This window comes from Luteibacter sp. 22Crub2.1 (genome assembly GCF_900167995.1).
GTDB lineage: Bacteria > Pseudomonadota > Gammaproteobacteria > Xanthomonadales > Rhodanobacteraceae > Luteibacter > Luteibacter mycovicinus.
In genome coordinates this window covers 60,432-85,891 of record NZ_FUYT01000020.1, presented here as the reverse complement: position 1 = coordinate 85,891, position 25,460 = coordinate 60,432, and the positions used below count along the sequence as shown (strand labels likewise).

The 25,460-nt window shown below is 62.1% G+C and carries 22 protein-coding genes; 13 read left to right on the top strand and 9 right to left on the bottom strand.

Annotation, left to right across the window (positions count from 1 at the left end; translation table 11 throughout):
* Together B5X73_RS18595 and gap are read right to left on the bottom strand one after the other, a co-directional pair.
* The coding region (locus tag B5X73_RS18595) for a transposase (protein ID WP_079522857.1) at positions 1-232 on the bottom strand (232 nt) is incomplete at its 3' end.
* Between the two features lie 100 nt (positions 233-332).
* Positions 333-1,349, bottom strand: coding sequence for a type I glyceraldehyde-3-phosphate dehydrogenase (gap, locus tag B5X73_RS18590; RefSeq protein WP_043692388.1), 1,017 nt, complete (start codon positions 1,347-1,349; stop codon positions 333-335).
* Positions 1,350-1,521: 172 nt separating this feature from the next.
* On the opposite strand from gap, the gene B5X73_RS18585 reads away from it, so the two are divergent.
* The 4 genes from B5X73_RS18585 to B5X73_RS18570 all read left to right on the top strand — a co-directional run bounded on the left by B5X73_RS18585 (position 1,522) and on the right by B5X73_RS18570 (position 5,512).
* Positions 1,522-2,346 carry a S1/P1 nuclease gene (locus tag B5X73_RS18585; protein WP_079522852.1) on the top strand — a complete coding sequence of 275 codons (825 nt, stop codon included), beginning with the start codon at positions 1,522-1,524 and terminating at the stop codon, positions 2,344-2,346.
* A 41-nt stretch (positions 2,347-2,387) separates the two neighbouring features.
* Entirely contained in the window at positions 2,388-3,857 is a 1,470-nt protein-coding gene (pyk, locus tag B5X73_RS18580) for a pyruvate kinase (protein WP_036115828.1), read from the top strand.
* Positions 3,858-3,969: 112 nt separating this feature from the next.
* Positions 3,970-4,416, top strand: a complete 447-nt coding sequence (locus B5X73_RS18575; protein WP_036115826.1) for an energy transducer TonB — start codon at positions 3,970-3,972, stop codon at positions 4,414-4,416.
* A gap of 79 nt (positions 4,417-4,495) precedes the next feature.
* Positions 4,496-5,512 carry a class I fructose-bisphosphate aldolase gene (locus B5X73_RS18570; protein ID WP_043692393.1) on the top strand — a complete coding sequence of 339 codons (1,017 nt, stop codon included), beginning with the start codon at positions 4,496-4,498 and terminating at the stop codon, positions 5,510-5,512.
* A gap of 75 nt (positions 5,513-5,587) precedes the next feature.
* Here B5X73_RS18570 and B5X73_RS18565 read toward each other — a convergent pair whose 3' ends face one another.
* Both B5X73_RS18565 and B5X73_RS18560 read right to left on the bottom strand, forming a co-directional pair.
* The gene (locus B5X73_RS18565; protein WP_036115822.1) at positions 5,588-6,169 is read right to left on the bottom strand and encodes a porin family protein; all 582 of its coding nucleotides are present in this window, start codon (positions 6,167-6,169) and stop codon (positions 5,588-5,590) included.
* A gap of 225 nt (positions 6,170-6,394) precedes the next feature.
* Complete coding sequence (locus tag B5X73_RS18560; RefSeq protein WP_036115820.1) at positions 6,395-7,129, bottom strand: outer membrane protein; 735 nt, start codon at positions 7,127-7,129, stop codon at positions 6,395-6,397.
* Between the two features lie 225 nt (positions 7,130-7,354).
* Between B5X73_RS18560 and tkt the strand changes: the two genes are divergently transcribed.
* The 8 genes from tkt (at position 7,355) to B5X73_RS18520 (ending at position 18,644) form a co-directional block, all read left to right on the top strand.
* A complete protein-coding gene (gene tkt / locus B5X73_RS18555; protein WP_036115817.1) occupies positions 7,355-9,367 on the top strand; it encodes a transketolase in 2,013 nt (670 codons plus the stop codon).
* Positions 9,368-9,469: 102 nt separating this feature from the next.
* A complete protein-coding gene (locus B5X73_RS18550; RefSeq protein ID WP_036115814.1) occupies positions 9,470-10,636 on the top strand; it encodes a nucleotide sugar dehydrogenase in 1,167 nt (388 codons plus the stop codon).
* 1,394 nt (positions 10,637-12,030) lie between these two features.
* A complete protein-coding gene (locus tag B5X73_RS18545; RefSeq protein WP_079522851.1) occupies positions 12,031-12,810 on the top strand; it encodes a transketolase in 780 nt (259 codons plus the stop codon).
* The gene (locus B5X73_RS18540) at positions 12,744-13,712 is read left to right on the top strand and encodes a transketolase family protein (protein ID WP_343122858.1); all 969 of its coding nucleotides are present in this window, start codon (positions 12,744-12,746) and stop codon (positions 13,710-13,712) included. Before B5X73_RS18545 ends, B5X73_RS18540 begins: the two co-directional genes overlap by 67 nt.
* 2 nt (positions 13,713-13,714) lie before the next feature.
* Positions 13,715-15,706 carry an NAD-dependent epimerase/dehydratase family protein gene (locus B5X73_RS18535; RefSeq protein WP_036115807.1) on the top strand — a complete coding sequence of 664 codons (1,992 nt, stop codon included), beginning with the start codon at positions 13,715-13,717 and terminating at the stop codon, positions 15,704-15,706.
* Positions 15,687-16,673: a class I SAM-dependent methyltransferase gene (locus B5X73_RS18530; protein WP_254857335.1), complete on the top strand. Its 987-nt coding sequence runs from the start codon at positions 15,687-15,689 to the stop codon at positions 16,671-16,673. Before B5X73_RS18535 ends, B5X73_RS18530 begins: the two co-directional genes overlap by 20 nt.
* The gene (locus B5X73_RS18525; RefSeq protein ID WP_036115804.1) at positions 16,670-17,044 is read left to right on the top strand and encodes a GtrA family protein; all 375 of its coding nucleotides are present in this window, start codon (positions 16,670-16,672) and stop codon (positions 17,042-17,044) included. Before B5X73_RS18530 ends, B5X73_RS18525 begins: the two co-directional genes overlap by 4 nt.
* A 31-nt stretch (positions 17,045-17,075) precedes the next feature.
* Positions 17,076-18,644 carry a hypothetical protein gene (locus B5X73_RS18520; protein ID WP_079522850.1) on the top strand — a complete coding sequence of 523 codons (1,569 nt, stop codon included), beginning with the start codon at positions 17,076-17,078 and terminating at the stop codon, positions 18,642-18,644.
* Positions 18,645-18,665: 21 nt separating this feature from the next.
* Here the strand turns inward: B5X73_RS18520 and B5X73_RS18515 are convergent, their stop codons facing one another.
* The 5 genes from B5X73_RS18515 to B5X73_RS18495 form a co-directional block, all read right to left on the bottom strand.
* Positions 18,666-19,343 carry a class I SAM-dependent methyltransferase gene (locus B5X73_RS18515; protein ID WP_051943952.1) on the bottom strand — a complete coding sequence of 226 codons (678 nt, stop codon included), beginning with the start codon at positions 19,341-19,343 and terminating at the stop codon, positions 18,666-18,668.
* Between the two features lie 119 nt (positions 19,344-19,462).
* The gene (locus B5X73_RS18510) at positions 19,463-20,404 is read right to left on the bottom strand and encodes a hypothetical protein (protein WP_139382840.1); all 942 of its coding nucleotides are present in this window, start codon (positions 20,402-20,404) and stop codon (positions 19,463-19,465) included.
* Between the two features lie 305 nt (positions 20,405-20,709).
* Entirely contained in the window at positions 20,710-22,626 is a 1,917-nt protein-coding gene (locus tag B5X73_RS18505; RefSeq protein ID WP_079522848.1) for a M61 family metallopeptidase, read from the bottom strand.
* Between the two features lie 116 nt (positions 22,627-22,742).
* Positions 22,743-23,393 carry an HAD hydrolase-like protein gene (locus B5X73_RS18500; protein ID WP_036115797.1) on the bottom strand — a complete coding sequence of 217 codons (651 nt, stop codon included), beginning with the start codon at positions 23,391-23,393 and terminating at the stop codon, positions 22,743-22,745.
* Positions 23,393-24,574: a phosphoglycerate kinase gene (locus tag B5X73_RS18495; protein ID WP_036115794.1), complete on the bottom strand. Its 1,182-nt coding sequence runs from the start codon at positions 24,572-24,574 to the stop codon at positions 23,393-23,395. Before B5X73_RS18495 ends, B5X73_RS18500 begins: the two co-directional genes overlap by 1 nt.
* A 208-nt stretch (positions 24,575-24,782) precedes the next feature.
* On the opposite strand from B5X73_RS18495, the gene maiA reads away from it, so the two are divergent.
* Complete coding sequence (maiA, locus tag B5X73_RS18490; RefSeq protein WP_036115790.1) at positions 24,783-25,433, top strand: maleylacetoacetate isomerase; 651 nt, start codon at positions 24,783-24,785, stop codon at positions 25,431-25,433.
* Positions 25,434-25,460: the final 27 nt, after the last annotated feature.

Below are 25,460 nucleotides of genomic sequence, written 5' to 3'. Positions count from 1 at the left end.
GAGCGTCTTCAGAGGCTTTCAACTGTCCCTGAAGCTGCGCGATGAGGCGTCGCTGCTCCACCGGATCGTCCGGTATCGCCGCTTGCCGTTCGCGCCATTCCTCCACCCATCGCCTCAGGGCCGTCGGCCCCAGACCCATCATCTGAGCGGCTTGAGGCGGGGTATATCCCACCTCGACCACCAGTCGTATTGCCTCGGCTTTGACCGCTGCCGGAATTTTTCTATGAGCCATGATTCACCTCGCAGGAGATTTTGCTCCTACTTGGTGGTCCTGAAAAACCCGGCCACTACAGCCGCGCTCCTACAGGGGGAGCGCGCTTGCGCGGGTGCTTTTATTTTGCAGCCATCAAGGCCTTGGTCATATCGAGCATGCGGTTCGAGAAGCCCCACTCGTTGTCGTACCACGAGAGGACCTTGACCAGGGTGCCTTCCATCACGCGCGTCTGCGTCGAATCGTAGATCGACGAGTGCGGGTTGTGGTTGAAGTCGATCGACACCAGCGGCGCGGTGTTGACGGCCAGGATGCCCTTGAGAGCGCCGTTGGCGGCTTCGTTGATGGCGGCGTCGATCTCTTCCTTGGTCGTCGCGCGGGCGGCGGTGAAGGTGAGGTCGACCACGGACACGTTGATCGTCGGCACGCGCATGGCGAAACCGTCGAGCTTGCCGTTGAGCTCCGGCAGGACCAGGCCGACCGCGGCGGCGGCGCCGGTCTTGGTCGGAATCTGGCTGTGGGTGGCGCTACGGGCGCGGCGCAGGTCCGAGTGGTAGACGTCGGTCAGCACCTGATCGTTGGTGTACGCATGGATCGTGGTCATCAGGCCGTGCACGATGCCGATCTTCGAGTGCAGCACCTTGGCCAGCGGCGCGAGGCAGTTGGTGGTGCAGGACGCGTTGGAGATGACCTCGAGCTTCGAGGTGAGCTTGTCGTCGTTGACGCCCATGACGAAGGTGCCGTCCACGTCCTTGTCGCCCGGGGCCGAGATGATGACCTTCTTGGCGCCGCCGGCGATATGGGCGCTGGCCTTGGCCTTGGAGGTGAAGAAGCCGGTGGACTCCAGGACCACGTCCACGCCGTGCTCGCCCCAGGGGAGCTTGGCCGGATCGCGCTCGGCAAAGACCTTGATGCGGTCGCCGTTGACGATCAGGTCGCCGTTGTCGACCGAGACCTCACCCGGGAAACGGCCGTGAGCCGTGTCGTACTGGGTGAGGTGGGCGTTGGTTTCCGCGTTGCCGAGATCGTTGATCGCGACGATCTGGATGTCCTGGCCGTTCTTCTTCGACTCATAGAGCGAGCGCAGGATGTTGCGACCGATGCGACCGTAACCGTTGATGGCGACCTTGATGGTCATGTGCAGCCTCCGGGTGGGATTTGCTAACGAGGTAAGGGCAGGTGCGTAAACCTCCATGGTAGCGGAACGTCGCAGGGGCCTGCTTGCTGCACCGCCGCGATCTGTCATCCGAGTCTCAGTCCGGCTGTGGCACACTTGCCCGTTCGCCCCGTCCGGAATCGTTTACAGGCTCATGAACGCCGTTCTCAAGCGCCGCACCATTGCCGCCCTGCTGGCCCTCGCCGTACCCGCCTTCGCCACCACCGTTCAGGCCTGGGGCGACATCGGCCACCGTATCGTCGCCGAGCTGGCCTTCCGCCAGCTGGACCCCTCGGCCAAAGCCGAGGTGGAGCGCCTGCTCAAGGCCGACGGGGACGATTCCCTGCCCGACGTCGCCAGCTGGCCGGACCGCCTGCGCGACAACCCGGAGACGAAGGAACTGGGGAAGGCCACCGGCCCCCTGCATTACATGGACTTCGTCGACGGTAAGTGCCACTACGTGCCCGCCCGGCAGTGCGCCGGTGGCAAGTGCGTGGTCGGCGGCCTCGAGAAGTACGTCGCCATCCTGGGCGACCGCCACAAGTCCAACGCCGAGCGGGCCGAAGCGCTGAAGTTCGTGGTCCACTTCGTGGGCGACGTGCACCAGCCGCTGCATGCCGGCAACCGCGACGACAAGGGCGGCAACGACTACCAGGTCCAGTTCGACGGCAAGGGCACCAACCTGCACAGCGTGTGGGACTCGAAAATGCTCTACACCCGCGACCTCAAGTGGCAGGCCTACGCCGACCGCCTGGCCGCCGAAGGCCCGGTCACGCTCCCGAAGCCCCAGGCGCCGCTGGATAACCCCTACGCCCAGTGGGCCGAGGAATCCTGCGAGATCGTGGCGAAGGACGGCTTCTATCCGGACTCGCACAAGGTCGACGACGCCTACGTCGCCAGAAACCTCCCGGTCGCCGAGACCCGCCTGCGTGAAGCGGGCAAGCGTCTCGCCGACCTGCTCAACAAGACGCTGGACTGATCCGCGCCCCGAATTCGTATTCGAAGACAAGGTAGACACAGATGACCGATATCCAGGTTCGCCGTACCAAGATCGTCGCCACCCTCGGACCCGCCACCGACGTGCCGGGCATGCTTGAGAAAATTCTGGAGGAGGGCGTGGATATCGTTCGCCTCAACCTCTCGCATGGCGTGCCTGACGACCACCGCGCCCGCGCCAACGCCGTGCGCGCCGCCGCGCTGAAGGTCGGTCGCGAAGTCGGCATCCTGGCCGATCTGCAGGGTCCGAAGATCCGCATCGAGAAGTTCGCCGACGGTCCGATCGACCTGATGGCCGGTGACAACTTCACCCTCGACTGCCGTCCGGACGCACCGGCCGGCACCCAGACCCACGTGGGCGTCAGCTACTACGACCTGCCCAAGGACGTCGTCCCGGGCGACGTGCTGCTGCTGGACGACGGCCTCATCGCGCTGTCGGTGCTGGAAATTTCGGGTACCGAAATCCGCACCCGCGTCATCATCGGTGGCCGCCTGTCGGCGCGTAAGGGTCTCAACCGCCAGGGCGGTGGCCTCAGCGTGTCCGCGCTGTCCGACAAGGACCGTAACGACATCAAGCTGGCCGCCGAGATGGGCGCCGACTTTCTCGCCGTCTCCTTCGTCCGTTGCGCCGAAGACCTGCACGAAGCCCGCCGCCTGATCCGCGAGGCCGGTGGCGACGCCGCCATCGTTTCCAAGATCGAGCGCGCCGACGCCATCCCCGTGCTCGGCGAAATCATCGACGCGTCCGACGTCGTCATGGTCGCCCGTGGCGATCTGGGCGTGGAAATCGGTGACGCCGAGCTCCCGGGCCTGCAGAAGAAGATCATTCGCGAGTCCGTGCAGCGCAACCGCTCGGTGATCACCGCGACGCAGATGCTGCAGTCGATGGTCCGCGCGCCGATTCCGACCCGCGCCGAAGTGCTCGACGTGGCCAACGCCGTGATCGACGGCACCGACGCCGTCATGCTTTCGGAAGAGACCGCGGCCGGTGCGCACCCGGACAAGGCCGTGGCCGCCATGCGCCGCATCTGCCTCGGCGCCGAGCGTCAGTTCGAGCCGCGCGGCGACCTGCGCCCGGACGTGCAGTCGCTCGACCGCAGCGACCAGGCCATCGCGCTCGCCGCCATGTCGCTGGCCGCTCAGGTCGGCGTGCGCGCCATCGTGGCGCTGACCGAGTCGGGTGCAACCGCCCAGTGGCTGTCGCGCTATCGCTTCGCGGTGCCCATCTATGCGATGTCGCCGTCCGACATGGCCCGCCGCCGCATGCTGATGCTCCGCGACGTGCAGCCGGTCGACTTCGCCCAGGGCAACCTCGATCCGGCGCACACCGCGCGCGCCGCGCTCCAGCACCTGTTCTCGCTGGGCAAGCTGACCAAGGGCGATCGCGTCATCCTGACCCACGGTGACCACATCGGCCGTGGCGGCGGTACCAACACCCTGAAGTTGCTGGTGATCGGGGACGACGGTATCGCGGACAGCCTGCGCGACCTGTAAGACGGTGTGGGGGCGTGCCTTGCGCGCGCCCCCACGTCAGGGTGTGATTTCACACGCAACGCAAACGCCCACAGGGTTAAACTCAACGCCCTGGTAAACCACCGAGGGCGTCATGATCCGCATTTCTTCCCGCACCGGCGCCATCGCCGCCGCCGTCCTCCTCCTTGCCGCGGGTTCCGCGCAGGCGCAGAACCTCCGCCGTGTCGCCCCCGAGCGTCTGACCGGCTACTGGTACCTCACCAACAAGTCCGTCAGCCCGGACGTGCCGAACACCGGCAAGAACCTCAATCAGCCGACCTGCGTCGCCGTCAGCTACATGATCGGCTCGGACGGTCGCACCCAGAACGCGAAGATCGAGAAAGTGGTCCCCGCCGGCGATCTCGGTCAGGTCGGCGTGAGCATCGTCAACCAGCTGGTCTACGTGAAGGGCAACCAGAACGGCACCGCCGTTCCCGTGCAGACCTACTACGTCACGGGCTTCAACCTGCCCGAGGACCCCGCCGCCAAGACGGCCCTCCTCGATAAGTGCAAACTGCCCGGCTACGACCAGACCACTTGATCGCATCGCACAACATGATTCGCGGGGTAGCCGTTTATACTCCGTCGGCTTTGCATACCACTAAATCCATGGAGTCCTCATGAGCATCGAAAACCTCGAAGAAATCGCGCAGGCGATGGTCGCCACCGGCAAGGGCATCATTGCCGTCGACGAGTCGACCAACACCATCCGGAAGCGTTTCGAAGCCGCCGGCGTCGAGAACACCGAGGAAAACCGTCGGGCCTACCGCGAGCTGCTCCTCACCGCACCGGGCCTGGGCGACCACATCTCCGGCGCGATCCTCTTCGACGAGACCATCCGTCAGAAGACCGGCGACGGCACCCCGCTCGTGGACGCGATGAAAAAGGCCGGCATTATCCCGGGCATCAAGGTGGACAAGGGCCCGGTGCCGCTGGCCGGCTTCCCGGGCGACGTCGTGACCGAAGGCCTCGACGGCCTGCGCGACCGTCTCAAGGAATACGCCCAGCTCGGTGCCCAGTTCGCCAAGTGGCGTGCGGTGATCAACATCACCGAGGACAACCCGAGCTCGACCGCCATCGAGGCCAATATGCACGCGCTGGCCCGCTACGCCGCGCTCTGCCAGGAAGCCGGCCTGGTGCCGATGGTCGAGCCCGAAGTCGTCATGGACAGCCCGGACAGCACGCACGACATCGACGTCAGCTACGACGTGCACGAGGCCGTCCTGCGCAGCCTGTTCAACGCGCTGTACGAGCAGAACGTCATGCTCGAAGGCACGATCCTCAAGGTCAGCATGGTCATCGCCGGCAAGCATTCGCCGGAACAGGCCTCGCCCGAGGAAGTCGCCGAAGCTACCGTCCGTGTGTTGAAGGCCACCGTGCCGGCGTCGCTGCCGGGCATCGTGTTCCTGTCCGGCGGCCAGTCCGACGCGCAGGCGACCGAGCACCTGGACCTGATCAACAAGCTGGGCCCGCATCCGTGGCCGGTCAGCTTCTCCTACGGTCGCGCCCTCGTCGCCGAGGCGCTGAACGTCTGGTCGAAGGATCTGAAGGGCAACGTCGCCAAGGCCCAGGCCGTGGTGCACGAGCGCGCCAAGGAAAACGGCGAGGCTGCGCTCGGGCAGTGGAAGAAGCGCTGAGTCTTGACTGCTTCGGAACATGAAAAAGGCGCCGGGTAACCGGCGCCTTTTTTTATTTCCCGTTTCGCGGCGTGCTTAGAAGCGATATTCCGCCGACACCGACGTCATGTTGGTCGACAGATCCAGACCGTCCTTCTTGGCATCGTAGTGGTCGTAGTTGATGCCCATGCTCCAGTTCCTGTTGAAGTCATAGCCTACGCCCGCACCCGCATACCAGCTGGTCTTGTCCAGATCGTGGCGGTTGATGTCGTCGTTGCTGGTGCCGTGGCCCTTCCACGAGTAGATACCGGCACGGCCACTGATGTACCACTTCGGATCAATATTGAAGTGGCCATTCACGCCGGCGGTCCAGCCGTGCAGCTCGGACTTGCGACGATCAACGACGCGATCGCTGTTGAAGACATTCTTAGCGTGGATGTTGCCCAGGTCGTTGTAACCGGCCTCGACGCCCAGGGCAGCCCACGGGCTCACTGCCCAGCGGTAGCCGCCGTTGACCGCGTAACCGGTGTCGTGGCCGTCATAACGGCCCTTGTCCACGGAGGTGCGACCGACGTTGCCGTTGACGAACCAGCCAGCGCCGTTGGCGTCTTGCGCAAAGGCCGGAGCCGCAACGGAACCGGCGGCGACGAGGGCGAGCGCGATGAGGGTCTTCTTCATGGTGGATCTCTCCTGCTTTTCTTCTTGTTCGCTGCGACGGCCATGGGGGAATGCCACCGACAACGGCGCGGGGCCGGGGTGCCTCGCGTGAAAAATTAGATAAGGCCAGGCCTTTGAGATTCAATACCGGTCAGTGCAGTATTAATAAAAATTTAAGCCGCGACGGGGTGGCGTCGCGGCTTAAAGGTTTGAGCGTAAAACGTTGTTACGTGGCGAACGTGTCGCTTAGAAGCGGTATTCACCCGCCAGCGAGACGATACCGGTCGAGCGCTTGATGCCGCGCGAGATTTCGCCGGTAGCGTTGTTCTTGACCTTGCCCGCGTCAGCGTGGAAGTAGTCGTAGTTGGCGCCAACGCTGAAGTGCTCGTTGATATCCCAACCGGTGCCGACTCCGCCGTACCAGCTGCCACGGTCGGCCTTGCCGCCGTTGGAGAAGCCCAGATCCTGGCTAACGCTGTTGTTGTAGTTCTGGTTGTTGTCGTTGGCGCGGAAGTAGCCGCCATGCGCGCTGAGGTACCAGCCCTGAACCAGGTTGACCTTACCGTTCACACCGACCATCCAGCCGCGCAGCGCGTTGCGCGTGCCCTTCTGATCGACGTCCTGGCCGTCTTCGAAGACGTTCTTGACGCGGTAGTTGCCGAGATCCGCATAGCCGGCTTCAAGGCCCAGGCCGAGATCCGGGCCGACCTTCCAGCGATAGCCGCCGAGCAGGCCGTAGCCGGTGCGACGGTCCTTGTTTCCCTTGAGGAAATTGAAACCGCCGTTGTTGCCGTCACCGAAGCCGCCATTGTCGCTGCCATTGGTGCGGCCGACCTGGGCGCCGATGAACCAGTTACCGCTACCGACGGCCTGGCTGGGCTGATAGTTGCCGGTCACTGCCGGGTTGGAATCCTGTGCGAAGGCCGGAATGGCCGCAAACGAGGCGCAAGAGACTGCAAGGGCAAGGGCTGCCTTTTTCATGGGACTGTTCCTCTTATTTTCGGGGCGGCCAACACCCAGGGGGAAGGGGGAGTGATGCTGGCCTTGTACGATTAGAGGCCTTCGTACCTGAAGAGATTCAAAAAGCAGAACTAAAAGATTAAGGCTTGGTTAACTTCCCTGCCGCGGCATGAACATCCACGACAAGCTCATGCCGGATGCGCGACAATCGTGGTTTTTCCGCCGCCTGTTAACTGGAGAATGCCGATGACGACACGCCGCGAACGCGCAAACGCGATCCGCGCCCTGGCCATGGATGGTGTCCAAGCCGCCAATTCCGGTCATCCGGGCATGCCCATGGGCATGGCCGACATCGCCGAGGTTCTGTGGGGAGATTTCCTTCATCACAACCCGACGAACCCGCACTGGCCCAATCGCGACCGCTTCGTTCTGTCGAACGGTCACGGCTCGATGCTCCAGTACGCCCTGCTGCACCTGACGGGCTATGACCTCGGCATCGAAGACCTCAAGCACTTCCGCCAACTGGGCTATCGCACGGCCGGCCACCCTGAGTACCACCACACCCCGGGCGTCGAGACCACCACCGGTCCACTCGGCCAGGGTCTGGCTAACGCTGTCGGTTTCGCGATCGCCGAGGAAGTCCTCGCCGCGCGCTTCAACCGCCCGGGCCACGACATCGTCGATCACCACACCTTCGTGTTCGTCGGCGACGGTTGCCTGATGGAAGGCATCTCGCACGAAGTGTCCTCGCTCGCCGGTACGCTCAAGCTCGGCAAGCTCGTCGCGATCTACGACGACAACGGCATCTCGATCGACGGCGAAGTCCATGACTGGTTCACCGACAACACAGCCGAGCGCTTCCGCGCCTACGGCTGGAACGTCGTGGTCGGTGACGACGACAAGCCGGTCGACGGCCACGATGGCGAAGCCATCAAGAAAGCCATCGCCTCGGCCACCGGCCAGAGCGAAAAGCCCTCGCTGATCATCTGCAAGACGATCATCGGCTTCGGTTCGCCGAATAAGGAAGGCAAGGAATCCTCACACGGCGCCGCTCTGGGTGCGGACGAAATCAAGCTCACGCGCGAGCGCCTGGGCTGGAACTACGGTCCTTTCGAAATCCCGCAGACCATCTACGATTCGTGGTCGGCGAAGGAAAAGGGCGCACAGAGCGAGCAGGCCTGGAACGAAAAGTTCGACGCGTATGCGAAGGCTTTCCCGGAACTCGCCGCCGAGTTCAAGCGTCGTACCTCGGGCGAGCTGCCGGGTAACTGGAAGAAGGATTCCGACGCCTACATCGCCAAGCTTCAGGCCGAAGGCCCGGTCGTGGCTTCGCGCAAGGCATCGCAGATGGCGCTCGACGCGTTCGGTCCGCTTCTTCCCGAGCTGATCGGTGGCTCCGCGGATCTGGCTCCGTCGAATCTCACCATCTGGAAGGGTTCCAAGAACATCGCCGACGGCGGTGCCGAAGGCAACTACATCCACTATGGCGTGCGCGAGTTCGGCATGTCGGCGATCTCCAACGGCATCGCGCTGCACGGTGGTTTCGTGCCGTACGACGCGACGTTCCTGGTCTTCTCCGACTACGCCCGCAACGCGGTGCGCATGTCCTGCCTGATCCCGGCTCACGCGATCCACGTGTACACGCATGACTCGATCGGTCTGGGCGAAGATGGTCCGACCCATCAGCCGGTGGAACACCTCGGTTCGCTGCGCCTGATCCCGAACAACCGCGTGTGGCGCCCGGCCGATGCGGTCGAGTCGGCCGTGTCCTGGCAGAAGGCGATCGAGCGCACGGGCAACCCGTCGTGCCTGATCTTCTCGCGTCAGAACCTCAAGCATAATCCGCGCACGGAAGAGCAGGTCGCCAACATCGCCAAGGGCGGCTACGTCCTCTGGGAATCGGCCGAGAAGTTCAAGGCGATCATCATCGCCACGGGCTCCGAAGTCGGTATGGCCGTCGAAGCCGCACAGGCACTCGGCGACCAGGGCATCCCGGTCCGCGTCGTCTCCATGCCCTGCACCGAGGAATTCGACGCGCAGCCGGCCGAATACCGCGAAGGCGTCCTGCCGTCGTGGTGCCGCGCCCGCGTGGCGGTGGAAGCCGCCAGCGTCGATTTCTGGAGCAAGTACGTCGGCCTCGACGGCACGGCGGTCGGCATGACGACCTTCGGCGCTTCGGGCCCGATCGACAAGCTGTATGAGCACTTCGGCATCACGACCACGGCTGTGGTCGATGCGGTCAAGAGTGTCGTCAAGTAAGTCGCGTTCTTGTCTGTAAAGCTGGCGACCCAGGGGCCCGGGTCCGGTATCGCACCGGACCCGGGCCCGTTCGTTTGAGGAGGCCCTAGAGTAAACATGACTATGAAGATTGCTGTTGTCGGCACAGGTTATGTCGGACTGTCGAATGGCGTTCTGCTTTCGAAGATCGCCGAAGTCGTCGCGCTGGATATCGTCGAGAGCAAGGTGAAGATGCTCAACGAGCGCCGCTCGCCGATCGTGGACGCCGAACTGGTCTCGGCTCTGGCCAGTGACGGACTGAATTTCCGTGCAACGCTGGATCCACGGGATGCCTACGAAAATGCCTCGTTCGTCATCATCGCGACACCGACCGACTACGACCCCCAGACCAACTATTTCAATACCGGCTCCATCGAGACGGTGATCGGGCAGATTCTGGAGATCAACCCGAAGGCGACGATGATCATCAAGTCGACCATTCCGGTGGGTTATACGCGCAAGCTGCGCGAACGTTTCGGCGTCGAGAACATCATCTTCTCGCCGGAGTTCCTGCGCGAAGGCAAGGCGTTGTACGACAACCTGCACCCATCGCGAATCATTGTGGGTGATCACTCGCAGGAGGCGAAGGCCTTTGCCGAGCTTCTGCAGCGTGGCGCGGAGAAAAAGGACATCCCCGTTCTCTTTACCGATTCGACCGAGGCTGAGGCGATCAAGCTGTTCGCCAATACCTATCTCGCCATGCGCGTTTCGTACTTCAACGAACTCGATACGTACGCGGTGACGCACGGCCTGGACAGCCGACACATCATTGAAGGCATCTGCCTGGATCCTCGCATCGGCGCCGGCTATAACAATCCATCGTTCGGCTATGGCGGCTACTGCCTGCCCAAGGATACCAAGCAGCTGCTGGCCAACTATCAGAGCGTGCCGCAGACACTGATCAAGGCCATCGTCGAGTCGAACACGACGCGTAAGGACTTTATCGCTGACGATATTCTGCGGCGAAAGCCGAAGGTGGTGGGTATCTATCGCCTGATCATGAAGAGCGGATCGGATAATTTCCGCTCGTCGAGCATCCAGGGGATCATGAAGCGCATCAAGGCCAAGGGCGTGGAAGTCATCGTGTATGAGCCCGTACTCGAGTCGGAAGAGTTCTTCCATTCCCGAGTCGTCAACGATTTGCCGAAGTTCAAGAAGGAAGCTGATGTGATCATCAGTAACCGGATGGCTGAGGCGCTTTCCGATGTGGCGGATAAGGTCTATACGCGCGATTTGTTTGGCGATAATTGAGGTTGGGGATCGGGCGCTTTCGCGCCCGGTGATCCTGCAGCCGCAGTCCTGTCGCCACGCGGTGACAAGCTTCGTTAAGCTTCACGCGACAGAGCCGGCAACGCTGTTAAAAAAGGCCCCAATGGGGCCTTTCTCGTTTATCGGCCTTGATGAAGTGGTTCGTGCAGCTTTGCCCCGCAAGTATGGGGATCGCCAATGCAATGCGGACCATTTCCGCCGCGTCGGGTTGCGCGGTCGTATTCCCGGGCAGCCCACACTGGCTTTACGTGATGCTGCCGCCAATGGCTGGTGCCCGGCCCTCTTGTTCTGGACGGGACTTTTTCTGGTGCAACAACTATCGCTTGCCCGTGTTCGGTGACGATGAAGGTGCGATCGCGCCCGTTGCTAGCAGTCCATCACACCGCTCGGCCCGCCGCGTCGTAAAGGACGAAGTTGCCATCGCGTTGCATGATCGCCTGTACTGCGCCACGGCCATGCGTGTTTGTAGACCAGATTGCTCGCCACGCGCCGTCTGTTCAGTAAACGACGAAATTTCCGTCACTCTGCATGATGGCGACATAGCGCCCGTCTTTAGAGTGCATACTTTCTCTGGCCATCAAGCTCTCACCTGGCACCGGGAGAGCATGTCGTTGAAGGTACGGTCGACGATCCAGCTGGTGAGGTTTGTGGGTGCCCAGTTGCCGAAGCGATGCCCGCTGCGGTGCGAGCGTTTTCGTCGGTGACACGTGCGCCGGCCACCAGGTCGAGCCACTGAGCGCGGAGACGACGGACAAGCTCCCAGGCGGCATCCGCGTCGTAAGTCGGATCGCTGTCCATCATGATGTAAACGTCCGCATCGATAAGGGCGAACATGCGGCGCACGCCGTTTCCCTTGCCTTGCTAGCGCTTGTGGAACACCTCTGTCGCTGTCCGATGGGCGACCTCGGCCGTGCCGTCCGTCGAGTTGTTGTCGAAATATGGTGATCTGAGCCTGCGGAAGGCTCTTGCGGAAACCCTAGGCGACGGCAGGGATCGCCAAGGCCTCGTTGAAGCAGGGGATCAGGACCGCGACGAGGGGTGGGCGGCTTCCATTGGGACGAACTCCGTTCAGCGGGGGGCAGGCACGATGGGACGTTCACCGGGGCGGAATGCCCACGCCGGACGGGCTGAAGGGCGCGCCCACCAATGCGGCACCTTCATTTTTTTTGCCTTCTCCGGGGTCTCCCCTTACCATGCATGACGCGCCACGCTGGCATGTCAAGGGATGTGCTGCCTCGCGGTCGCAGGCGGCGAGGTGACGCCAGCGTCCGCAATTGGATTCACTTGCGTGAGTGCAAACACGAATGTCGCCAACGGGACGTCATCCTGGGGCAATCACCACTGATTGAGACTGATCGCATGCCTGAGGATGGTTTATGAAGCAGGCACTGGACGAACAACGCCTCGCGGTCATCCGTGCCCGCCTCCTCAGGATGCATTTCGAAAGCGGCGTTGGACACATCGGTGGCAACCTTTCGGCCGTCGATGCCTTGGCCTTGCTCTTTAATGAGCGCATGGGCGAGCATGATCGCTTCCTGCTTTCGAAGGGCCACTCCGCCGGTGCCCTGTACGTTGCATTATGGAGCGCCGCAAAACTCTCGGATGAGGACCTGCGCACATTTCATCGTGACGAGACCCTCCTCGCGGGCCATCCGCCGGCAAGTGGTATCGCCGACATTCTGTTCGCGACGGGCAGCCTCGGTCACGGGTTGTCACTGGCCTCGGGGACGGCGCTGGCACTGAAACTCCAGGGGCTTCCCGGCCACACGTATTGCCTCATGTCCGATGGCGAATGGCAGGAGGGATCGACCTGGGAAGCGTTGATTTTCGCCGCCCATCGGCGCATGAGTGGCCTTACCGTGCTCGTCGATCACAACGGTCTGCAGGGGTTCGGCCGCACGCACGACGTGGCGTCCATGTTCCCGCTGTCCGAGCGGCTTAAGGGCTTCGATGTCGATCTGCATCTGGTTTCCGGCCATGACCTGGACCAGATGCGCGGTGCTATCGATGCGGCTACCGATCGCCTGAAGGTCATTGTTCTCGAGACCATCAAAGGCAAAGGCGTCTCTTTCATGGAAAATCGCATGGAATGGCACTACCTGCCGCTGAAGGAGCCGGATTACCAGCAGGCTCTCGTCGAATTGGGCCAGGCATGAGGACGCAACTCTGCGATGCGCTTGTGGCGCGCGCGAAAGATCCCCGCATGGTGTTCCTGACGGGTGATCTGGGCTTTATGGCGCTCGAAGCGCTGCAGACCGCCATGGGCGATCGATTTATCAATGCGGGCGTCGCTGAGCAGAATATGATTTCCGTGGCGGCCGCGATGGCCCGGCAGGGTATGAGCGCCTGGGTCTACAGCATCGCTCCTTTTTGCTATGCCCGGCCTTTCGAACAGATTCGCAACGATGTCGCCTTTCATGGGCTTCCCGTCCGTCTCATTGGCAACGGTGGCGGCTACGGCTACGGCGTGATGGGTCCGACGCACCACGCCATCGAGGACTACGGCGTCCTCCTCACTTTGCCGAATATGCGAGTGTATGCGCCGGTCTTCGATCAGGACGTTGCCGCGGTGATCGACAAGGCGGCGGGCGATATCAGGGCCGCCTATATTCGTCTGGGCCGGGGCGAGCCGCCCGTCGGCTTCGAGGTGCCCGCATACGCGCCGTGGCGTGAACTGGTGAGCGGTGCGGCGATGCCGGTGATCGTGGTTGGCCCGCTTGCCGGGACGTATATCGATAGCCTGCAGCGTCTTCCCTTTGAAACGAGGCCGAGCTTGTGGGCAGTTTCCGAACTGCCGTTGGCGTTGAACCCGCTTCCGCAAGACCTTCTCGATAAAATGATCGCGGCCAAGAAAGTAGTCGTTGCCGAAGAGCACGTCGCTCATGGCGGCTTTGCCTCGGACCTTTCCATGTATTTGCTAGGTCGGGGGAAGGGCGTTGCGCTCGTCCATCTCCATGCAAAAGCACACCACTATTCCCGTTACGGATCCCAGGCCTACCTGAGGGCGCAATCGGGACTTGATCCGCAGACCTTACTTGGCGCCGTGGGTGCCGGCTGACCATGAACGACCTTAATCAACATATCCGCGCGCTTCACGGCCCCATCCTCGTGACGGGCAGCGCAGGCTTCGTGGGCGCCAATCTTTTTCGAAAGATTCTTGCCCTTCGTCCGGACGTTTACGCTGTCGTTCAGAGCTCGACCAACTGGCGCCTTGAGGGCGTCGGCGAAGCGAATCTGGTCGAGGCCAACGTGAATGATGCCGCAGCGTTGAGACACCTGGTCGAGGAGATTTGCCCACGAACGGTGTTTGACTGCGTGGCTTATGGCGCCTATTCGTTCGAGCAAGATCCGCGACTGATTTACGAAACGAATTTCCAGTCCATCGTCAGCTTGACGACGATGCTGGCGGATCGTTCCATCAGTGCGTATATCCATGCTGGCAGTTCATCGGAATACGGCAGTAACAGCGCAGCCCCGCAGGAAGACGCGCGGTGCGAGCCCAATAGCCACTATGCCGTATCAAAAGTCGCTGCGGCCGAGTATCTCTCCTACCTGGGGAAGGAGCGCGCGTTTCCCTGCGTCAATCTTCGTCTCTACTCGGTTTACGGGCCTCTCGAAGACGGTTCGCGGCTCATCCCGAATCTCATCTACAAGGCGTTGCAGGGTTCGCTTCCGCCCTTCGTTGACCCGGCGACTTCACGGGATTTCGTTCACGTTGACGACGTTTGTGCGGCTTTCATTTACGCTGCGGCGAAGATGAATCCCGATCTCTACGGCGAGAGCCTCAATATCGGGTCGGGACGTTGTACGACGATCGAATCGCTCGCCGCCATCACGCGTGACGTCTTCGGTGTGACGGAGGAGCCTCGCTTTGGTGCCATGGAGGGGCGATCGTGGGATCTCGCCGACTGGTTCTCCGATCCGACGAAAGCTCACGACATGCTGGGTTGGCAGGCTCAGATATCTCTCGAGGATGGCCTTCGGTCAACTTCCGGGTGGGTTGCTACGCTGAGCGAGGATGAACTTGCGCAGCGGTCGAAGAAGTCGACTAACCGAAAGCGTCGCAGTGTTTCGGCCATCATCGCCTGTTACAAGGATGAGCCGGCCATTCCAGTCATGTACCGGCGCCTGAAAGACACGTTCTCGCGTCTTGGCATCGATCACGAGATTATTTTCGTCAACGACTGCAGTCCGGACGATAGCGCTGCGGTCATTCAAGCCATTTCAGCTAGTGACCCGTGCGTTATCGGTATCACGCATTCCCGCAATTTCGGCTCGCAGATGGCCTTCCGCAGCGGGATGGAGCTGGCATCGAAGGATGCGGTTGTGTTGCTTGACGGCGACCTTCAGGACCCGCCCGAACTGATCGAGGCCTTCTACGCGAAGTGGGAAGAAGGCTTCGACGTCGTTTACGGTCGTCGCGTGCAACGCGAGATGCCCTGGCATTGGGGGCTGTTGTACAAGGCCTTCTATCGTGTGTTCGCGGCATTCAGTTACGTTCAGATCCCTCTCGATGCGGGCGACTTCTCGCTGATCGATCGCAAGGTCATGCAATGGCTGCTCGATTGCCCGGAGCGTGACTTGTTCATGCGAGGTTTGAGGGCTTATGTCGGCTTTCGGCAGACCGGTGTCGACTATGTTCGACCAGAGCGGATGTTCGGCCATACGACCAACACGCTTACCAAGAACATCGACTGGGCGAAGAAAGGCATTTTTTCGTTCAGCAACGTGCCACTCACGCTCCTGACGACCGCCGGACTTGGCCTGCTTGCGCTGTCAGTCGTGGCGGCAATCGTCGTTGCAACCTTGCGTATCGTCTGGCCGGATATCGCGCCTCGTGGTGCGACGACTATGCTCATCGCGGTACTGATGTTCGGTTCCCTGAATCTGTTCGGGATCGGCCTGGTCGGTGAGTACATCGGTAAGATCATGCTGGAGGTCAAGCAACGGCCTCGGCTTATCCGGGCTGCGCTGATCCGCCATGGCGTCATAACGCCACAGGTTGCGAGGCCCTCCCGCACGCGATCCTTCGATGAAAGAAGCTCCGGATAAATTCATGCAGAGCCAGACGACAGAAAATTCGCAGGGACCTGGCGACCGTGTCGAGCGCGTATGCCCGGTATGCGGCAGTCCTTCCGCCAGTGCGCGACGCTTTCTTGACGAGCGGATCGATCCATCGCGGCTCAACGAATACAGTTTCGCGTCGCGCAAAGAGCCGGAATTCTTTAACTATCGTATGGTCCAGTGCGTGACGTGCGACGTCGTGTTCGTGGACCGGCCGCCATCGCAGCAAGCGCTTCATCAGGCCTATCACGTCGCGGAGTACGACAGCTCGGAAGAAGCCGAGGACGCAGCGGCTGCTTACCTTCGCGAACTGGAGCCCATCCTCCAGCGGATCGACTTGGGAGCCGCGCTGGAAATCGGTACAGGCACCGGTATCCTGCTCGAGGGGCTGGCGACGCGCGGCTTCTCGCAGGTAGCGGGCGTCGAGCCTTCGACGGCGGCTATCAAGGCGGCGCCCGCCCACCGACGGCCCTGGATCCGCGAAGGGATCTTTCAGGAAGACGACTATCAGCCGGAATCGTTCGATCTCATTTGTTGCTTCATGACACTCGAGCACGTCAAAGAGCCGCGCGAGATCGCGGAATCCGTTCATCGGCTGCTAAAGCCGGGCGGCGCGTTTGTCACCGTGACCCACGATTACCGAAGTGCCGTCAATCGCTTGCTCGGACGTCGGTCCCCGATCATCGATGTCGAACACATGCAGCTGTTTTCCCCGCAGAGCATCGTGGAGTTGTTCCAGCGTTCGGGTTACCAGCAGGTGGTGGCGCGTCCGTTTGCGAACCGCTACGCGCTCTCGTACTGGGTGCGTCTTATGCCCCTCGGCGCGACGCTGAAGCGCGTGACTTCACGACTGCTCGCGAGTCTCGGTTTGGCCAGTAATAAGGTTTCGATCAACGTAGGGAATATGGTGGCGGTCGGCTACCGACAAGTGGACGCCGTTCGGCACGACTCGTGAGGCTGGACGTCCGTTTCATCAAGTTTCTGATGGTTGGGGCACTGAACACGCTGTTCGGCCTGGGTATCTATGCACTGCTGATTCGCGCCGGAGTGCCCATCTGGGGTGCTTTGATTGGCGGTAATGTCGCCGGAATTGTTTTCAACTTCTTCACGACGGGGCACCTCATCTTTTCGACGGTCGCCGTCTCCAGGGCGCCACGTTTCGTCGTGGCGTATCTGGCGTGCTACGCCATCAACTACCTCGCGCTCGCGGGATTCGCTTGGCTACATCTGGGTCCCATCGAAAGTCAGGTCGTGTTGACGCCCTTCATGGCGGTCGTGTCCTATGTTCTGATGTCCCGATACGTTTTCCGCTCAGATCAGCCATAAAGCTATCGTTCGCCCGCTTCCGGAATATGCGATGCCACTTTCCCTGAATATTTCATCCGAAGCCAAAAGGGCGCTCGTCGTCGGGCTACTCTTTGTGTTCGTGTTTTTTGCATGGGAGGGTCGGCAGGGCTTCAGTCTCTGGGACGAAGGTTACCTGTGGTATGGCATCCAGCGCGTCATGCACGGAGAGGTGCCGATCCGTGACTTCCAGGCTTACGACCCTGGACGCTACTACTGGAGCGCCCTGATTATGTGGGTGAGCGGTAGCAGTGGTATCTCAGCGGTGCGCTATACCCTTGTGATCCTTCAGGCTGCCGCGCTCGTGCCGGTATTGGCCTGGCTCGGTGCGAGCAGCAATAAGCGGGGGGCCGGAACCTATCTCTTCATTTGCGCATTGACGCTCATGGTCTGGATGGTGCCTCGCCACAAGCTCTTCGACATTAGTATCTCGATAGGTCTGGTTTGCGTCCTCGCTGCCTGGACCCTTCGTCCGACGACGCGTCGCTATTTTGGAGCGGGCGCCTTCGTGGGCTTCGTGGCGTACTTCGGGCGTAATCACGGCATCTATGGTGCCCTCGCCAGCATCGGGATCCTGGTGTACCTGGCGGTTCGATGCGAAGACTGGCATGCCTGGTGGAGAGGCATCGCATCGTTCGTTGTGGGTGGGTTTGTCGGCTATCTGCCGATGTTCGTCACCATGCTTCTCGCACCGGGATTCACGTCGGCGCTTATTGAAAGCATCAAGTTCCTGTTCGACGTCAAATCGACCAATCTCCCCCTTCCTATCCCATGGCCTTGGCTAGCGCGGTTCGGCACCGTCGGGCTGGTGGATGCATTCCGCGACTTGACGCTGGGGATGTTTTTCCTTTCGACGCTGGCCTTCGGTGCGTCGGCCATCATCTATGTGCTCTTTTGTCGCTGGAGGCATCGGGCCGTGTCTCCGCTGCTGGTGGCATGCGCATTTGCCGCCATCCCATACGCCCATTACGCATTCTCGCGCGCCGATGCGGGCCATCTCGCACAAGGGATCTTTCCGACGCTGATCGGCATCCTGACGTTGGCTGGCACCAGATCCGCGCTGTCGCGTTATTTCATAGCGGTTCCGCTGTGTGTAGCGAGCATCTTCGCCATGCTGCCGCTGCATCCAGGGTGGCAGTGCATGGGTGCGAGACATTGCGCACTGATGAATATTGACGGAGACAGCCTTCGGGTTGATGCCGTCGCCGAGAAGGATGTCTTGCTTCTGCAAAAACTGAAGCGTGACTTCGGCTCCACGGGGCGGCCTTTCTTTGTCGCGCCCCTGTTGCCCGGCGCATATGCATTGCTGGGTGCGCGCTCACCGACCTGGGAAATATACACGGCGTGGAATCGCAGTGATGCGTTCCAGCAGGATGAAATCGCCAGGCTCAAACAGGCCAGGCCGGCATTCGTGGTCGTGTATGACCTTCCCCTGGACGGGCGTGAAGAGCTTAGGTACAAAAATACCCATCCGCTGATGGATCAGTACATCAAAGACAACTTCGAGCGCCTCGAGGGGTATTCGGTCAACCCGGCTCATGAGGTCTACCGTTCTCGGGACGCCGCTAGAGGATCACGCTGAATTTATGCCGCGGCCAGGCAGTCAGCGACGAGTTGCCTTCACGAAGTACCCCAAGGGATCTTCCTTGGCACCTAGTCCGAAGAGTTCGGCCACATGGGCGGCCACGACGAAGCCAGCGGTAAGCGGCAGCGTCACGATGAACAGGGGGAGTGTCCATAGCGATCTTGCGATCGATCGCGTCGGGGCGAGTCTGAGCGAGAGCACGACCAGCTTGCTCGCAATGGCGGTGATGTCGGTGCCTCGCTCTGCGATCTCCACGGCGTGGAAGCCATTCGCCTCGAAAAGCCTGGTCAGGCGCTCACGCGTGAAACGGTGGAAATCGTAGGGAACATGATGGCGGCGCGCTGACCAGGGAACGGTGACGAGTAGCGTCGCGTCGTGCCTGAGGCATCGTGCGACTTCGCGAACGACGACATCGGGATCCTCGACGTGTTCGAGGACTTCGATGCAAATGGCGCTGTCGAAAGACGCGTCAGGAAAGGGGATAGTTCGTCCATCGTAATACGTGATCCCCTCGCGTCCCTGTTTCATGCCGAATTCCTCGGCATTCCCGATATCTATGCCCTGGTAACGAGCGGTGGGCGGCAGCCATTCGCGCCAGGGTGATTCACCCGCGCCGACGTCCAGCACATTGCCGTCCAGTCGGGCCATCGCCGGGCGCAGCGGCCGCACAATCGTCAGCAGTTGCAGGTCGACCATGCACCTGACCCTGAACATGAAGGGATTTGATGAGGGCTTCTTTACCGAAATGGGTTTGAATGCCTCTGTCTGCATGGCCTGCGTCACTGTCTGGATGGCTTAAGGATATGAAGCTGGGGTTACGGTACTTTCGATAGTGCGGGGCGCGGAGCGTAGCGGATAGCGTCGTAGCTACCGAAATCCAGTGTCCCGTCGCGGCGATATACGGCATCGTAGTCCGTTAGCCATGCCTGTGCATCGTCGCCTTTGCGGATGAGTACCCATCCCGGCGCATTCAGTCTGCGCGCGACGCGGTCGAGGAACTTACGTCGCAAGTCCGCCGGAAGATAGAGGTAGTTTTCCGGCCCATGGTAGGCGCTCCAGGGCAACCCTGGGGTAGCGCCTTCAAGGTTCAGTGATGGGTCAAGGACGGTCACAAATTCGTGGCTTGCCGCCCAGATGGTTCGCATTCCGTGCGCCGCGTCACTGCCGGCAGTAGCCGGCGGATTGGGTCCCGCCATGGTCTGGTTGCTTGCCGCGCCCGCCGGATTCATGTAGCTGAAAGCCTGTATGGCGCGTTTCGGATGGAAGTCCAGAAGATTTCCATCCGCCGTCACGCTTGCCCAGTTATGCCAGTTAGCCAACATTGGGTATACGAGGATGGCCGCGAGGAGACCGTTCGTCGTGACTCTCACCATAGGGGCGTGGTTTTCATGCCGAAGCGTGATCAGGAGCAGAACGAAAAAGGCACAGACATTGAGCAGGTTGTTGTCGTGACTCCGACCGAGGAAGTACGACGTGACGCCGAAGGCGGCAAGAAGGAGAATCACGATGCGATGGGTCTGCGCGTCGTCCGGCGCGCGACGCAGTCTTTCGTACAGCGCCATCGCTCCCAGTGTCCCGGCCAGGGCGAAGAACCAGATGATGCCGAACGGGCGCACCGGCACCGGTCCCGGAGGATATAAGACGTACGCAAAGTAGGCGTCGGCGGTTGGAAAGATTCCGTAGCCAAGGCGATACGCGCCTATAAAGCCAATGCAGGCCACCAGGAGCCAGCTTCCCAGCGTGACATTCGCCCACACGAAACTGCGCAGGCGGTCTTTCTTCTCGGCGCCGACGCAGCGAGCCCAGACATAATAAGGCCATCATACCGCGCTGACCTGAAACGCACTTTCGGGGGACCAAAGGCAGGGAGGTCGCCATCAAGCCCAGGAGAGCGGCTCCCAGACAGAGGTAGATGGCCACTGTTAGAGGCTTGTTGTCCATGTCGTTGCGTCGAGACCCTTGTCAATGTGGCGAAATGGGGCCAGCGACTCGCATGTGCCCCTGGGCGACCGAGTCGGCAGCCATCATAGCGTGCCGCACCGCACTCCCGTGCCCGGGGGGACTACCTCGGTGCCAGAAGTTCGCCAAGACGATCAGGGGCGCTGCCCAGACGTGCCAAGTGAGCATATTGCAGCGGTCCCGATGCGTGGAGCGTGGTGCTCATCGTTTCGCCGTCGACACTCCACGTCAGTTTGAGAGGAGCTGGCGACCTATTTCGCAAGAGCGCTGCTAACGATTCAAAGGAATACGGTTTGCCATTGATTGCATCGATTTTGATGCCGGGGGCCAGTCCCGCCTTGAACGCAGGACCTTCCCACGCCACGCTGCGAATCACGCCGCCCTTGCCGATAGTAAATCCGATGGCGCTGGAGAAATCGCTGGCGCCGCTGTCCAACTCGTTTGCGCGGCTGTAGTCGCTTGGCGTTCCATCGAAGACGAGTCGATAGCCCTCACGCTCGATGCCATTGAGGACAATGGTGGGGTCGTGGGTATCCAGCCGCTTGCGCAGGAAGCCTGCCCAGTCCAAGGGTGCTACACGGTTGAGCGCAGCGCACACATCGGCAAACGCGTAGGTTCTCGTTGACAGATCGCCTTCGGCTCCACCGGCAAAGAAGTCCCGCGCAAAGTCATCGATACCTTTCACCTCATGGGTCTGCTCACGAATCTCCGCATCGACGGCCAGCCAGAGGAATACACCCTCACCGTAGTAATCCTCACGCCGTTGCCAATCACGCCACGACGTGGAGCGGCCGCCGGCGGTAATGATCGCATCGTTGGTACTGTCCTGCAGCGACTTCCAGGTGCGTCCCTTCTGAGCGAGCACCTGCGCCGCACCCACCGCCAGCGCATCCAGCGTTTCCTGTTTCGTCCGCAGTCCGGAACGCGCCGCCAGCACGCGCCCCCAGAACTCGGTCTGGCCCTCGTACACCCACAGTAGGCTGCCCCGTGCGGGCGTGTTGAAGTCAGCTGTCCAAAGATCGGCAGGCTGGCGATAACGCCCGTTCCACGAATGGACGAACTCATGCGCCAGAAGGTCCGCGTTGATGAGGTCGCGCTCGTCCCCGGCAAAATAGTCCGGCGGCAAGGTGTCGGTGCTGGACTGTGCCTGCTCGCTGCCGCCGGGACCGGGTAGCGCGTTGTCCAGCGCCAGCAGGAAATCGTAGTGTCGGTAATGCCGCTTCGGGAACACCTTGCCTGCCTGCTGCACCATCGCCCGAAGCGCGTCGAGTTGGGCCGATTTGATGGCGATCCTGCGCTCGTCATCGGCAAACACATTCAGGGTGACCGGCGCTTCGCCTTTGCGCGCTAGCGCATAACGCCCGACGTGGCGCGACGCATAGACGGGCGAGTCGACCAGTGTCTCCAATGACGTCGTGCGAAACCCTGAGGCATCGCCCGGGTTGCTCTCCAGCGCCGTGGCGGAGGCGAAGCCATTTGGCAAGGTAACTCGTGCGCTTACAGGGATATTGCGCGTGAACCACCCTGCCGGGTAAAGCACAACGTTTTGCCAGGGTACCGTGACCGTGGACGCGGTCATGACAACGGCGCCCTGGCGAAGACTGAAGGGCGACAGGTACTGGAACGACACGTCGAGCGCTTTCGCGTCGGCCGGAACGTCCACATGGAAGGCGAACATGTTGACGGTATCGCGTTCCCATTTCAGGGGCCGGCCGTTCGATACGACGGTCAAGCCTGTGAGGCCCGCTACCGACGCCGTCGGGGCATGGCTTGCGGTTTCCCATTGCGGGTACAGGAGGACCATGGGTCCCGCTGCCTGTACCGGGATCGACTCCCGGACGCGGTAGATGCGCTGGCTCAGGTTGGAGGCGTCGACATCCAGCGTTATCTGCCCGTTGAAAGGCACGTCGCGTGCGACAGGAATCGGCGGGGGAAGGGGTGCCGGCTGCGGGCCTTCGGAAGCGAGGCTTGCCTGAGCGAAGAAGAAGGACAGAACGACGGCGGAAGCAACGACGCGCATGCGGTGCGATACCTTGGCGGGAGGGAGTGGTGCCAGCTGGGTGCCCCCACGATAAGCGCATCGTCGCGGGGCACCCAGTGACCATCGGCATGGCCGCCCGGTCGTCCATTCAGGCCTCAGCCGGGAACGGTGGCACCCACCAGTGTTGCGATTTCAGCCGGTGTTTCAACCACCTTCCAGGCCCCGGCCTTCTCCAGTTCCTCGCGATCGCCGAAGCCCCAGAGGACGCCGATGCCACGAACACCGTTGGCGACCGCGCCGTCGATGTCGAAGTGGCGATCGCCGATCATGATCACGTCGTCCACGATGTGCCCGAAGTCCGCGATCGCCGCGGCGATCATCTCGGCTTTCTCGCTCTTCGACGTCGACGGATCGGGCGCATAGAGCGCATCGAACGCGTCGCCGAAGGGTAGGTGGGCGATGATCGGCTCCGCATGCGGCCGCACCTTGCTGGTGACGACCGCCAGCTTGTGACCTGCGCCCGCCAGTGCGGAGATCAGGTCGGCGATGCCCGGGTACACGGTGTGCTCGGACCAGCCGACATCGTGGAACCGCTGCGAGTAAGCCGCGACGGCCTGCTCGACGCGTTCGCTGTCACCATTCAGGAGTTCGCCGAAGCTGACCCGAAGTGGTGGACCGATCCATGAGCGCAGCACGGTGTCGTCAGGCACGTCCGCGCCGACGGTCGCCAGCGAATGGCGAACGCCGGCGAAGATGCCGATCTCCGAGTTGATGAGGGTGCCGTCCAGGTCGAAGAGAATGAGCATTACTTCGAATCCGCACGAGCCTTGAGCGCGGCCACGGCCGGAAGCTCCTTGCCTTCGAGGAATTCGAGGAAGGCGCCGCCGCCCGTCGAGATGTACGACACGCCGTCTTCGATGCCGTACTTGTCGACGGCCGCCAGGGTGTCGCCGCCACCGGCGATCGAGAAGGCCTTCGACGAAGCGATGGCACGCGCCAGCGTTTCCGTGCCCTTGCCGAACGCGTCGAACTCGAACACGCCGACCGGGCCGTTCCAGACGACCGTACCTGCCTTGGCGATCAGGTCGGCATAGCGCTTTGCGGTATCCGGACCGATGTCGAGGATCATCTCGTCGTCGGCGACCTGATCCACCGCCTTGACCGTGGCCTTCGCCGTGGCCGAGAACTCGGTGGCGACCACCACGTCGGTCGGCACCGGCACGTCGGCGCCACGTGCCCTGGCATCCGCCATGATCTTTTTCGCGGTGTCGAGCAGGTCCGCTTCGACCAGCGACTTGCCGACCTTGTGGCCGGAGGCGAGGATGAACGTGTTGGCGATGCCGCCGCCGACGATCAGCTGCTCGACGCGACCGACGAGGTTCTGCAGCAACTCGAGCTTGGTCGACACCTTGGATCCGGCGACGATGGCGAGCAGCGGTTTCTGTGGGTTTTCCAGCGCCTTGCCCAGCGCGTCCAGTTCCTTCGCCAGCAGCGGGCCAGCGGCCGCGACGGGAGCGAAGCGAATCACGCCGTGGGTCGACGCCTGCGCGCGATGCGCGGTGCCGAAGGCATCCATGACGAAGACATCGCACAGGGCGGCGTACTTCTTCGACAGGGCCTCATCGTCCTTGCCTTCGCCGACATTCATGCGGCAGTTCTCGAGCACGACGACTTCGCCGTCGGCCACGTCGACGCCGTCGAGGTAGTCGCGTACCAGGCGTACGTCTTTGCCGAGCTTTTCGCCGAGCCACTCAGCCACCGGCTTCAGCGAGGAAGCTTCGTCGAATTCGCCTTCCTTCGGCCGGCCAAGGTGCGAGATGACCATCACCTTCGCGCCAGCGTCGCGCGCTGCAACGATGGTGGGCAGGGAGGCATCGAGGCGCTGGGTGGACGTGATCTTGCCGTTCTCGACAGGCACGTTCAGATCTTCACGGATCAGGACTCGCTTGCCTTTGAGGTCGAGGTCTTGCATGCGAATGACGGGCACGGTGAGGCTCCAGCTAGGGGAAGGAGAATTCGCCATTGTCCGCGTCCTTGATGGGGTGGCGCAAATCCGTGTCGCCAGCAGGGCTGGCTCCTACAGGCTGCTGTAGCCCTGTAGGAGCCAGCCCCGCTGGCGACCCGCGCGGCAGCGCGGCAAGGCCTGCGCCGGGCTCAGCGCTAGAATCGCGAAGTCCCCGCCAAGGAAGTCCCTCATGTCCCTCACCCTTTACACGTATTGGCGCTCCAGCGCCGCCTACCGCGTCCGTATCGCCCTCAACCTCAAACGCCTCGACTACGAAGCGCGCCCCGTGCACCTGGTCAACGAGGGCGGCGAGCACCTGAAGGCCGACTACCGCGAGCTCTCACCGCAGGCCCAGCTACCCACGCTGGTCGACGGCGACCGCGTCATTCGCCAGTCGATGGCGATCCTGGAATACCTCGACGAGACCCGGCCGGATCCGGCCCTGATGCCCGCGGATGCGCAGGGCAGGGCGAAAGTCCGCGAGCTGATGCAGGCGGTGGGCACGGATATCCACCCGCTGGGTAATCTGCGTGTCCTGCAAGCGATCGAGACGGAATTCGGGGCCGATCAGGCGGCGAAAGAGGGGTGGTCGCGGCGCTGGATCCAGCACGGTTTCGACGGCATTGAGGCCCTGCTCGCCGAGGGTGCGGCAGGAACGTTCAGCTATGGCGATACGCCGACGCTGGCCGATTGCTGTCTCGTCCCGCAGTTCTACAACGCGGTGCGCTGGGGGGTGGATCTGGCGCCGTATCCGACGATCCGGCGAGTGGTGGAGGCATGCCAGGCGCTCGAGGCGTTCCAGCGGGCGGCCCCGGAAGTTCAGCCAGACGCTCCAGCCTGACCCCAAACCGTGTAGGAGCGCGCCCCG